This is a genomic window from Streptomyces sp. KL2 (genome assembly GCF_046529545.1).
Classification (GTDB): Bacteria; Actinomycetota; Actinomycetes; order Streptomycetales; family Streptomycetaceae; genus Streptomyces; species Streptomyces radiopugnans.
Genome location: NZ_CP127170.1, coordinates 1621224 through 1632702 on the forward strand (window position 1 = coordinate 1621224; position 11479 = coordinate 1632702).

Annotated in this window: 10 protein-coding genes; 1 reads left to right on the top strand and 9 read right to left on the bottom strand. The window is 71.0% G+C overall.

From position 1 onward, the window contains the following. Window positions 1-166: 166 nt before the first annotated feature. The 8 genes from QPK52_RS07240 to QPK52_RS07275 form a co-directional block, all read right to left on the bottom strand. Window positions 167-745: a GTP-binding protein gene (locus tag QPK52_RS07240; RefSeq protein WP_165869416.1), complete on the bottom strand. Its 579-nt coding sequence runs from the start codon at window positions 743-745 to the stop codon at window positions 167-169. Continuing rightward, a complete protein-coding gene (locus QPK52_RS07245) occupies window positions 726-1328 on the bottom strand; it encodes a DUF742 domain-containing protein (RefSeq protein ID WP_410536262.1) in 603 nt (200 codons plus the stop codon). Before QPK52_RS07245 ends, QPK52_RS07240 begins: the two co-directional genes overlap by 20 nt. A 112-nt stretch (window positions 1329-1440) precedes the next feature. Continuing rightward, a complete protein-coding gene (locus tag QPK52_RS07250) occupies window positions 1441-1854 on the bottom strand; it encodes a roadblock/LC7 domain-containing protein (RefSeq protein ID WP_026057603.1) in 414 nt (137 codons plus the stop codon). A gap of 10 nt (window positions 1855-1864) precedes the next feature. Then, window positions 1865-5035: a nitrate- and nitrite sensing domain-containing protein gene (locus QPK52_RS07255; protein WP_410536264.1), complete on the bottom strand. Its 3171-nt coding sequence runs from the start codon at window positions 5033-5035 to the stop codon at window positions 1865-1867. Between the two features lie 389 nt (window positions 5036-5424). Continuing rightward, on the bottom strand, window positions 5425-6024 hold the full coding sequence (locus tag QPK52_RS07260; protein ID WP_410536266.1) for a GTP-binding protein: 600 nt from the start codon (window positions 6022-6024) through the stop codon (window positions 5425-5427). Then, a complete protein-coding gene (locus QPK52_RS07265) occupies window positions 6005-6418 on the bottom strand; it encodes a DUF742 domain-containing protein (protein WP_101255539.1) in 414 nt (137 codons plus the stop codon). The genes QPK52_RS07260 and QPK52_RS07265 overlap by 20 nt, the downstream gene beginning before the upstream one ends. 69 nt (window positions 6419-6487) lie before the next feature. Continuing rightward, window positions 6488-6901 (bottom strand): roadblock/LC7 domain-containing protein, encoded by a 414-nt coding sequence (locus tag QPK52_RS07270; protein ID WP_026057603.1) that lies wholly within the window; start codon window positions 6899-6901, stop codon window positions 6488-6490. A 9-nt stretch (window positions 6902-6910) separates the two neighbouring features. Next, window positions 6911-10378, bottom strand: coding sequence for a nitrate- and nitrite sensing domain-containing protein (locus QPK52_RS07275; protein WP_410536268.1), 3468 nt, complete (start codon window positions 10376-10378; stop codon window positions 6911-6913). A 555-nt stretch (window positions 10379-10933) separates the two neighbouring features. On the opposite strand from QPK52_RS07275, the gene QPK52_RS07280 reads away from it, so the two are divergent. Beyond that, window positions 10934-11125 (top strand): hypothetical protein, encoded by a 192-nt coding sequence (locus QPK52_RS07280; protein WP_410536270.1) that lies wholly within the window; start codon window positions 10934-10936, stop codon window positions 11123-11125. Between the two features lie 123 nt (window positions 11126-11248). Here QPK52_RS07280 and QPK52_RS07285 read toward each other — a convergent pair whose 3' ends face one another. Continuing rightward, window positions 11249-11473, bottom strand: coding sequence for an acyl-CoA carboxylase subunit epsilon (locus tag QPK52_RS07285; RefSeq protein ID WP_410536272.1), 225 nt, complete (start codon window positions 11471-11473; stop codon window positions 11249-11251). Window positions 11474-11479: the final 6 nt, after the last annotated feature.

Here is an 11479-nt window from a genome sequence, read left to right on the forward strand (position 1 = left end):
GGTGGTGCTGCCCCTCGTTGATCGCGGGTGGGAGATGACACTCAAGGGTAAGCCCCGCACACTCGCGGTGTGCGGGGCCCTGCCGTGCGCATGTGTGGAGGTGTCGCTCCGGGGTAGCGATGGGAAGCGGGGAGAAGAGTCTCCCGGCCGCCCGGCTCGGACGTGTTCAGCGCAGACGTGCCATGAGCGCGTGCTCGACCAGCGTGATCAGCGCGCTCTTCGCCTCCGCCCGGTGCCGCGCGTCGGTGGTGATGATCGGCGCGTCCGGACCGATCTGCAGCGCCTCGCGCACCTCGTCCGGCGTGTACGGCTGGTGCCCGTCGAAACCGTTGAGCGCGATCACGAACGGCAGACCCGAGTTCTCGAAGTAGTCCACCGCCGGGAAGCAGTCCGCCAGCCGGCGAGTGTCCACCAGCACCACCGCGCCGATCGCACCGCGCACCAGATCGTCCCACATGAACCAGAACCGGTCCTGGCCCGGCGTACCGAACAGGTACAGGATCAGGTCCTGGTCCAGCGTGATGCGGCCGAAGTCCATCGCCACCGTGGTGGTGGTCTTGTCGGCGGTGTGCGTCAGGTCGTCGATTCCGGCGGACGCGGCGGTCATCACGGCTTCGGTGCGCAGCGGGTTGATCTCCGACACGGCGCCCACGAAGGTCGTCTTGCCCACGCCGAACCCGCCCGCCACCACGATCTTCGCGGAGGTGGTGGAGCGGGTTGCACCGCTAGAGCTTGCGAAGTCCACTGAGCACCCTTTCGAGCAGTGTCACATCTGGCTGGCCACCGGGCTCGCTGCTGCTGCCCGGCTGGTGAATGGCGACGAGGCCGGCCTCGGCCAGGTCGGCCACGAGGATACGGGCGACGCCCAAGGGAATGGAGAGAAGTGCGGAGATCTCGGCAACCGATTTGATCTCGTAACACAGATGGCAGATCCGCTGGTGCTCCGGGAGCTGCCCCTGGAGCTGTGCGGGCTGCGCGGTGGTGTGCACCAGCGCCTCGATGGCGAGCTGGTAGCGCGGCCGGGTACGGCCCCCGGTCATGGCGTACGGCCGCACCAGCGGCGACGACCCGCCGCTGTCGTCGGCCGCCTGCCGGGCTCGGCGGGGCCGCGGGGGCTCCTCGGCCTGCCTCGGGTGGGGAGGACGAGGAGTGTGGGGCTGCTGAGGCTGCTGGTACTGGGGGTACTGCTGCGGCCCGGGCTGGGAGTGGGATTCCTGCCAGTGCTGCCCGCTGGGGGCGGAGGGGAAGTTGTAGCGCTTCATGGGCGGGTCGTGCTGCGGCTGAGACTGGTGCTCACCGCCGTAGGGACCGCCTGGGGGCGTTGCCACGTCTCCTCCTCCACTGCCTGATGTCACTCGGGCCGCCGTCTTCCGTGTGCCGCTAGCCCACCGCGTCCCCGCACCTTATGGCGCGGAGACGCGATACGCACGGCCTGTATTGCTAGTTGAGCAGACTTCCCTGCAGCTCGGCGCGGAGGTCCGGCGTCAGCACCGTACCCGCGCGATCCACCAGCAGGGCCATCTCGTACCCGACCAGACCGATGTCCGCCTCCGGATGCGCCAGCACCGCCAGCGAGGAGCCGTCCGAGATCGACATGATGAAGAGGAACCCCCGCTCCATCTCCACCACCGTCTGGTTCACCGCACCCCCCTCGAAGATGCGCGACGCACCGGCGGTCAGCGAGGTCAGCCCCGACGCGACCGCCGCCAACTGATCGGCACGGTCCCGCGGGAACCCCTCGGACATGGCCAGAAGGAGGCCGTCGGCGGAGACCACCACCGTGTGCGACACCCCCGGGGTGTTGTCCACGAAGTTGGTGATCAACCAGTTCAGGTTCTGCGCCGCCTGGCTCATCGGGCTCACACTAACGCTCCTGATCGTAGGTGCTGCCGGGGCCGAAGCCCGGTCGGTCATTCTGGGTGTTGTCCGAGCCGCCCGCGGTGCGTCCCCGCCGGACGCCGCGGTGCAGGTTGCTCAGCCTGCCGCGGACGTCCTCCGGGTTGCGGGAGACCTGGGCCCCCTCCTGGGGTGTCTGCTCCGCGGCGCCCTCGACCAGGTTGGCCCTGGGCACGCGGCGGGGCAGACCGGAAGGGGTGACTCCGCCGGCCTTGGGGTCGCGGAGCCCCTCCGCCCGCTGCCAGCGCTCGTCGTTCGCCGTGCGCCAGCCGGAATCGTCGGAACGATCCGCCTGCCGGGGCACCTCCGGAGATTCCGCTTGCGGCTGGTACTGCGGGGCCGGGACTTCCTCGGGCTGCTGCCTCCGCGACTCCCGGCGCGGGAGTCCTGCGCCGGTCACAGTGGGGGAAGCATCCGAAGTCCGCCCCGGTCGATCGAAGCCTACGCGTTCGCGGCCGTCTTCGGGAGCGCTGGGGAAGGATTCCGTTTCCGTATCCCGGAGGGGCCCCTGTCCGGCGCCGTAGCCGTTCCCGTCATAGCCGTTACCGTCGTACCCGGCTCCGTAGTCCGGCCGGTACTCCTCCTGGTAATCCTGGCCGTATCCACCGCTGTGCCGGTACTGCTGCCCGTACTCGTCCTGGTACCCCTGGCCGTATCCCGTCTCCTGCCCGTAGGGGGTGGCCTCCGGGAATCCGGCCTGTGAGCCGTACTGGCCGGTCTGCTCGGGGTCGTAGGGGGCCTGCTGGGAGGCGTACTGCTCCTGGGCGTTCCGCCCGTCGCCGTAGTCGCCCTCCTGCCGCTGGTACTGGGGCTGCTGGGACTCCAGCGCCGCACGCCGCTCCTCGCGCGTCAGCGAACGCCCGACCGGGTCGTGCTGGGGGGAGTCGTCCTGCGAACCGGCCTGGGATCCGTAGCGGGAGTCGTCGAAGCCCAGATCGGCGGCGGAGAGCTGCCGCTGCTGGTTGTGGTGCGCGGGCTGGGCCGCGTTCGGCTGCTCCGGGACGATCCGGGAGACGGTGAAGTCCTCCTCGATCTCGTCCTGGCCGCCGCCGCCGTGCGTGATCTCCTCCGGGAGCATGACCAGCGAGGTGGTGCCCGCCTGCTCGCCGGAGGGGCGCAGCTGGACGCGGATGCCGTGCCGGCTGGCCAGCCGGCCGACCACGAACAGGCCCATGCGCTGGGAGATGGCCGCGTCCACCGTCGGCGGGTTGGCCAGCTTGTGGTTGATGTCGGCGAAGTCCTCGGGGGTCAGGCCGATGCCCTTGTCGTGGATCTCGATCATCACCCGGCCGTCGGGCAGCCTGGTCGCGGTGACCCGGACCTTGGTCTGCGGCGAGGAGAACGAGGTGGCGTTCTCCAGCAGCTCGGCCAGCAGGTGCACCAGGTCGGTGACGACGGCGCCGTGGATCTCGCTCTCGGAGACACCGGACAGCTCGATGCGCTCGTAGTCCTCCACCTCGGAGGAGGCGGCGCGCAGCACGTCCACCAGCGGCACCGGCTGGGTCCAGCGGCGGCCGGGCTCCTCGCCCGCGAGGACCAGCAGGTTCTCGCCGTTGCGGCGCATACGGGTCGCCAGGTGGTCCAGCTTGAAGAGGTTCTCCAGCTGGTCCGGGTCGGCCTCGTTGTTCTCCAGGTCCGTGATGAGGGCGAGCTGGCCCTCGATGAGGCCCTGGTTGCGGCGCGAGAGGTTGGTGAAGATGGCGTTGACGTTCCCCCGCAGCAGCGCCTGCTCGGCGGCGAGGCGGACCGCCTCGCGGTGGACCTGGTCGAAGGCGCGGGCGACCTCGCCGATCTCGTCGCGGCTGTTGATCGGGATGGGCTTGACGCGGGTGTCGACCTTGCCCGGGTCGGTGCGGGAGAGCTGGTCGACCAGCATCGGCAGCCGCTGCTGGGCGATGTCGAAGGCGGCGGTGCGCAGCCTGCGCATGCTGCTGCTCATCGAGCGGGCCATCATCCCGGCGATCACGAAGGCGATCACCAGGGCGGCGAGCACGATGACGGAGTTGACGATGGCGTCCCGCTTGGCGTCCGAGGCGATCTGGGCCGTCTCGTTCACCGCCCGGTCGGTGAGTTCCTTCTCCACCTCGCGGTAGGCGTTGAACTTGGCGGTGGCCGCGGTGTACCAGTTCTCGGCGGTGATGCCGCCGGCCCGCAGCTTCTGGGGGGAGGTTCCGGAGGCGATGGCCTGGATCATCTTGTCGGTCGCGGGCGGGGCGGTGAAGTCCCGTCCGGCGGCCTCGGCCTCCTCCTCGGCCTCGGCGAGCCGCTCACGGGCGTCGTCGCCGGCCTTGGCCATCTCCTCCTGCAGCAGCTCCCAGTCCTCCGGGGAGGAACCGCCGCGGTACTCCTCGACCGCGATGTTCTCCAGGTACGCGTAGGAGCTGAAGGCGGTGAGCTGCCGCTGCCTGTCCGCCGCGCCCGGACCGGGCTTGATCAGCAGGTGGGTGCCGATCGAGCGCTGCAGCGACTCGGCGGCCTTGGAGAGGGAGGCGGCGTAGACGCTGCGGCCGTAGGAGGTGATGTTGCCGGTGCCCAGGCCCAGTTCGTTGGAGAACTCCATCAGCGGGTGCTGGACCTGGACGTAGCCCTCCTCGGTCTCCACACCCTTCAGCCGGTCGGTGTAGGCGGCCTGCCGCAGTTCCTCGAGCTTCGGCTCCACCTTCTGGAAGGCGTCGAGGCGGCGTTTGAGGTTCTGGTGGTCTGGCATCTGGTCGACGCGGCGGTAGAACTCCTCGCGCGCGGCGTCGGTGACCCCGCGCACCTCCTGGATCACCGGGTCTTCGGTCTTGCCCTGCAGCAGCGGCGCGGCGGTGCGGTCGCGCTCGTCGATCAGGGCGTGGCCGTACGTGGCGGCGGCGCGGACCAGTTCCGCGGTGCGGTTGGCCTCCTCCGCCTCGTTCAGCGTGTCCAGGGAGTCCTGCACCCGGAAGCCGCCGAAGACCAGGGCGACGAGCACGGGGATGAGGAGAATGGCGTTCAGTCTGGTGGCCACGCGCCAGTTGCGCACCGCGAACCGGCCGCCGCTGCCCGACTCCCCGCCGTTTCCGGGCAGGTCGGAGTGCGCCTCCACGGCGCGCTGCGGCGGCGTGAAGTTGCCACGCGGCTCCCCGGGCGGGGAGCTCGGATTGCTTCGCCTCACTCGACCAAACCTCTCGGCTTCAGCCCATCGTCTTCGATGAAACCGTAACTACTGCTGAGTTCAGCGAATTTCAGCACGGCAGACAGAAGCTTTCCAAACACCTGGACCAGTGGCGAATAACACGCGGACACCGGGGAGGAAAAGGGCATATGGTCCACAGATTGACGAAAGGCTGAAATTTTGTGCGCGCTGGGGAGCGAGGTGCTCGCGGCGAGTGGTATCCGCTCCGCAATTCTCTGTCGAAACGTTATGAAGGCCGGGACGGGCCGGGCGCGGGGCCCGGTCCGTCCCGGCTACTGATCCATAACCCGCTGTCGCCGTCGGCGACTTGTGCGATCCGGGCGGCCACCGTACGCAGGCCGGCCCGCCGTGCGCAGGCCGTGCCCGGATCAGCGCAGACGTGCCAGGAGCGCGTGCTCGACCAGCGTGATCAGCGCGCTCTTCGCCTCCGCCCGGTGCCGCGCGTCGGTGGTGATGATCGGCGCGTCCGGACCGATCTGCAGCGCCTCGCGTACCTCGTCCGGCGTGTACGGCTGGTGCCCGTCGAAACCGTTGAGCGCGATCACGAACGGCAGACCCGAGTTCTCGAAGTAGTCCACCGCCGGGAAGCAGTCCGCCAGCCGGCGAGTGTCCACCAGCACCACCGCGCCGATCGCACCGCGCACCAGATCGTCCCACATGAACCAGAACCGGTCCTGGCCCGGCGTACCGAACAGGTACAGGATCAGGTCCTGGTCCAGCGTGATGCGGCCGAAGTCCATCGCCACCGTGGTGGTGGTCTTGCCACCGGTGTGCGTCAGGTCGTCGATTCCGGCGGACGCGGCGGTCATCACGGCTTCGGTGCGCAGCGGGTTGATCTCCGACACGGCGCCCACGAAGGTCGTCTTGCCCACGCCGAACCCGCCCGCCACCACGATCTTCGCGGAGGTGGTGGCACGCGGCGAGGAGGCCCCGTAGGCGGCCTGCGGGCTAGAGCTTGCGAAGTCCACTGAGCACCCTTTCGAGCAGTGTCACATCCGGTGCGCCACCGGGCTCGCTGCTGCTGCCCGGCTGGTGGATCGCCACCATCCCGGCCTCGGCCAGGTCGGCGACGAGAATACGGGCCACTCCCAGGGGTATGGCGAGCAGCGCCGAGATCTCCGCCACCGACTTGACCTCCTGGCACAGGTGGCAGATCCGCTGGTGCTCCGGGAGCAGGCCCATGAGCTGCGCCGGGTCGGCTGTGGTGCTCACCAGCGCCTCGATGGCGAGCTGGTAGCGCGGCCGGGTACGGCCCCCGGTCATGGCGTACGGCCGCACCAGCGGCTGGTCGCCCTCACCGCCGTACGGCGCGTGGTCGTTCAGGCCACCGTACGGACCGGGTGAGGCGGGCGGCGGGGTCATGGCTCCTCCGAGCGAGGCATGTGGTCAACGATGCGGACTGTAGTGCTCGTGTGGGGGGGGGAGCGCGGACTAGTTGAGCAGACTTCCCTGCAGCTCGGCGCGGAGGTCCGGCGTCAGCACCGTACCCGCGCGATCCACCAGCAGGGCCATCTCGTACCCGACCAGACCGATGTCCGCCTCCGGATGCGCCAGCACCGCCAGCGAGGAGCCGTCCGAGATCGACATGATGAAGAGGAACCCCCGCTCCATCTCCACCACCGTCTGGTTCACCGCACCCCCCTCGAAGATGCGCGACGCACCGGCGGTCAGCGAGGTCAGCCCCGACGCGACCGCCGCCAACTGATCGGCACGGTCCCGCGGGAACCCCTCGGACATGGCCAGAAGGAGGCCGTCGGCGGAGACCACCACCGTGTGCGACACCCCCGGGGTGTTGTCCACGAAGTTGGTGATCAACCAGTTCAGATTCTGCGCCGCCTGGCTCATCGGACTCAACTAACGCTCCTGCTGGTAGGTGGGGCCTGTACCGCGGCTGCCGCCGGCCTGGCCGCTTCCGGCCTGCCGGCCCTGCTGAATGCCTCGGCGGAGATTGGTCAGCCGGCCGCGTACGTCGTCGGGCGCACGCGAGACCTGCGGGCCGGTCGGTGTGGACGGCCGCTGCTGCGCGGTGCCCGCCACGAGGTTGGCGCGCGGCACGCGGCGGGGCAGACCGGAGGTGGTGACCCCGCCGGCGGCGGGCTGGCGGAGCTGTTCGGCCCGGCGCCAGCGCTCGTCGTTCGGGGTCTCCTGCCACCCGGCGCCGGCGTCGCCGGATCCGCCGGTGGACTGCCGCTGGGGTGCCGGCCGGGCGGGCCTCTCGGACCGCCGCGGGGCTGCCGGGCCGGACGCCCCCGGCGACGGGGACTCGCCCGACGACGCGGTCGCCGGAGCCTGCTGGGCGGCCTGCCGGGCGCTGAACCAGCTCGACTCCATCGACTCGAAGATCGGCGTGCGCTCGTCCGAACCCGTCGCGGCCGGGCTGCTGCCGGGCAGTTCGTAGGCGGAGGACTCGCGGGCGGTGGAGGCGCCCTGCCGGGGGACGGCGTACTGGCCGGTGTCCTGCGGGCTCTGGGGAGCCTGGGCGGCCGGGTACTGACCGGTCTCCTGGGGACCGCGCGGGAGGGCGTACTCGCCGGTGTGCTGCGGGCTCTGGGGCCGGGGGTACTGGTCGGTGTCCTGCGGACCGCGCGGGCCGCCCTGCGGCTCCACACGCGGAAGCTGGGCGGTCTCGCCGGGCCCGGCGGGCTGCTGCGGATAGGCGCCGGGGCCGCCCGGGCGGGCGAACTCCGAGGTGCTCTCCGCCTCCTCGTGACCGCGCGGCGCGTCGTGGGCCTCGTACCGGCCGGACGCCCGCTCGCCGCGACCTTCGGCCCAGCTGGGACGCCGTTCACCCGATCCGGCGGGCAGTTCGCCGGCGGAGACGCCGTCGTGCCGCTGCGGCGGCTGCTGGCCGGTGCGGGGCTCGGGACGCGCGCCGGGGCCGAAGGCGCCCGCGGCACCCGCGGGGACGCCCTCCGCGGGACGGACGGGCTGCCCGGGGCGGGACGGCTGTCCGGGGCCGGGACGGCCGGGTGCGCCGAAGCCCCCGCCCGCGGGACCGCCTGCGGGGCCTCCCGCCGCAGGACCGCCGGGGAGCGCGGCGCGCGAGGAGGGGCCGCCCTGGACCTGGTTGCGGGTGGGCAGCGCGCCGAGCCTGCTGGTACCGGCCGGCGCACCGCCGCCCTGCGGCTCGCGCCGCAGCGTGGCGGACGGACCGGCGCCCTGGCCGCCGTCGCCGGTGGGCTTCTTCTGCTGGCCGCCGCGCTGGGTGACGTCGACCGGGAGCATGACCAGCGCGGTCGTGCCGCCGGAGTCGGAGGGGCGCAGCTGGATGCGGATGCCGTGCCGCAGGGACAGGCGGCCGACCACGAACAGACCCATGCGGCGGGAGACCGAGACGTCGACCGTCGGGGGGTTGGCGAGCCGCTCGTTGATCGCCGCGAGGTCCTCGGGCGACAGCCCGATGCCGGTGTCGTGGATCTCGACCAGCACCCGCCCGTCGGGCAGCGCGTGGCCGGTGACCCGGACCTTGGTCTGCGGCGAGGAGAACGAGGTGGCGTTCTCCAGCAGCTCGGCCAGCAGGTGCACCAGGTCGTTGACGACCCGGCCGGCGACCTCGGTGGTGGGAACGGCGTTCAGCTCGATGCGCTCGTACTGCTCCACCTCGGAGGCGGCGGCGCGCAGCACGTCCACCAGCGGCACCGGGCGGGTCCAGCGGCGGCCGGGCTCCTCGCCCGCGAGGACCAGCAGGTTCTCGCCGTTGCGGCGCATACGGGTCGCCAGGTGGTCCAGCTTGAACAGGGAGGAGAGCTGGTCCGGGTCGGCCTCGCGGGACTCCAGCTCGGAGATGAGCGAGAGCTGACGCTGGATCAGGCCCTGGCTGCGGCGCGAGAGGTTGGTGAACATCGCGTTGACGTTCCCCCGCAGCAGCGCCTGCTCGGCGGCGAGGCGGACCGCCTCGCGGTGGACGTCGTCGAACGCCGCGGCCACCCGGCCGATCTCGTCGCGGCTGTGGACGCCGACGGACTCCACGGAGGTGTCGACGTCCTGCGGGTCGGCCTCGGAGAGCTGCTTGACCAGCTCGGGCAGGCGGCGGTGGGCCACGTCCTGCGCGGTGTCCTGCAGCCGGCGCAGCGAGCGGATCATGGAGCGGGCCACGACGAACGCGCCGACCAGCGAGATGCCGAGCACCAGCAGCACCAGGATGCCGTTGAAGAGGGCCGACTGCTGGGCCTCGGCCCGCAGCGTACGGGCCTGCTCGTCCATCTGCGTGAGCAGCGAGGCCTCGATCTTCCGCATCTGCTCGATCTTGACCTGGTCCTGGTCGAACCAGTCCAGGTAGGAGCGGTTCTCGCGCGAGATGCCCTTGGGGTCCTTCACCACACGCTCGGCGTACTCGTCGGCCGAGGTGATGTTGACGATGCCCTCGTCGAGCGGCTTGGTGAGCTCGGCCGCCTCGTTGTTGCCGTAGATGTCGTCGAAGCGCTTGCGGGCCGCGCTCTCGCTCTCCCAGGCGGTCCTGATGTACAGGTGGTCGTTGTCCGACAGCTTGGGGCCGTCCTCGCGGGCCAGACCGGCGCTGATGATCGCCCGCTGCATGGAGGCGTACTCCTTGGCGGAGGAGAACGCGGCCAGCGCACGGGTGCTCTGGATCATCTCCGGGTTGCTGGTGGCCTGCGCCATGTCCTGGGACAGGCTCAGCAGCGACTGGATCAGCTGGTTGTAGTCGTTGACCGTCTGCGAGATGTTGTCCGGGTTGTCGTACGCCCGCTCCCGGATGCTCTTGAGCCGGTTCAGCTGCCGGGTGATGTCCGTGATCGTGGCGCGGACGCCGGAGAGGAGCCCTGTGTCGGCCTCCTCGAGCGCGGGGGTGGCGTCGAAGAACGCCGCCTTGACCTGGTCGGTCTCCTCACGGGGGCCGACGACCGCGTCGTCCTTGGGGTTGCCGGTGCCGGTCAGGGGGCCGGCCGAGCGGTCCCGCTCCTCCTGGAGCGCCGTCGCCAGCTCGGTGGCGCGCTCGGTCATCTCCGTGAGGAGCTTCATGTTGTCGAGCTGGTCGACCTCGGCGAGCGAGTTGTTGATGCTCAGCGCGCCCAGCGAGGTGGCCGTGACGACCGGAAGGGCCAGCAGCGAGACCAGACGGGTGCTGATGCGCCAGTTGCGCAGGGCGAGACGGGAGCCCGTCGCAACGGGCTCCTTGGGCTTCGGGGCGCCCTCGGCCTCGCCGTCCGGTCGCGCCTTGGCGCGCTTGCCCTTGTCGGCGTCGAGGGCCTGCTCCCGGCCACCGCTCTCCTGGGCGCGCTGTGGCGAGGAGCCGCGGTCGGTCGCACCGCGCAGCTCCGGGTCCCCCACAGCGCTGCCATCCCTCTTGAAACGTCCCTGCACTAGCGTCGCAACCTCTGGACCAGGCGTCCCCCCGCGAACGGCGGAACGGTATCGAGTCGGGAAGGCCCGAAGGACCCCCCTGACGGTCGTGAGTGACCGGCGCGCCCCCAAGTCTCCGCCACGCGGCGCTCCTGTGCGCCCCTTGCGCGCCGGGTCGTCTCCTGCGGCGGTCCGTGGAATTCCAGCACAGTGCCGGATCTCCAACAAGGTCCGTGGATAAGGCTGTGACATGCGTGACGCTACGCAGATGGTCCATGGCGGAGGGTGTAGACGCATACGGCGCATCGCGGACTTTTGGCAGCTGGCGCCACACGTGAGCCGCTACAGTGCTCACTGCCCCGGTAGCGACACCGGAGGGCGGATCACCCGCTCGTGAGGCTTATGACCGTTTGGGATACCGCTCCTGACGGTCCGTTGTGCGGCTTTTGCCCGCCGTTCCGTGAGTAAAATCACAGACTGATCGTTATACGGGTCATCCCTGGAGGGGAACGGGCCCCTTACGCTCAGCTTTACACGAGGCATGTAAACGACAAGAAGGCGAGCGAGGCGGACTCGGTGAAGACCACGATGATCACGCGCAGTGTTGCCAACCCGCAGCGCACCACCCTGGCCCACCTCAGGGACGCCGACGGACTGGTCCCGGTCGTCCCGGCCGAGGGTGCGGAGAGCGGGGAGGGGGCCGGGAACCTTCCGGCCCAGACCGCCAACCCGCGCCGGACCGTCCTGGTGGACGCCCCCGTCGGCTGACCGACTCCGCGACGACGGACCTCGTCGGCCCCGTACGCCCGAGGCGTACGGGGCCGAGCTGTTTCAGGGGGCGGTTCGCGCGGCCTCGGCGGCCGGTTCCGCTCCCGGTTCCCCGGCCTGCGGTCAGCCCTGCCAGCTGTGGGGGGCCCGGAAGCCGGAGGTGCGCTCCAGACGGCGCCAGGGCGCGGTGCTGCGGCGCGGCCCGGAGGCGGCCGCCGGGCCGGCCTGGTGGGCGGCTGCGCGGGCCATGAGCAGGGCGGTGACCGCGGCGAGTTCCTCCTCGCTGGCGTGGCCCTTCTCCACACGGACCACGTCGGTGACGGCGGCGGCAGTGGCGGGAACGTTCACAGGGCT

What these genes read in the sequence shown, in the direction of transcription:
- QPK52_RS07250 (WP_026057603.1), bottom strand. Translation starts at nt 1,854, where the DNA reads ATGAGCCAGGCGGCGCAGAACCTGAACTGGTTGATCACCAACTTCGTG.
- QPK52_RS07265 (WP_101255539.1), bottom strand. Translation starts at nt 6,418, where the DNA reads ATGACCCCGCCGCCCGCCTCACCCGGTCCGTACGGTGGCCTGAACGAC.
- QPK52_RS07270 (WP_026057603.1), bottom strand. Translation starts at nt 6,901, where the DNA reads ATGAGCCAGGCGGCGCAGAATCTGAACTGGTTGATCACCAACTTCGTG.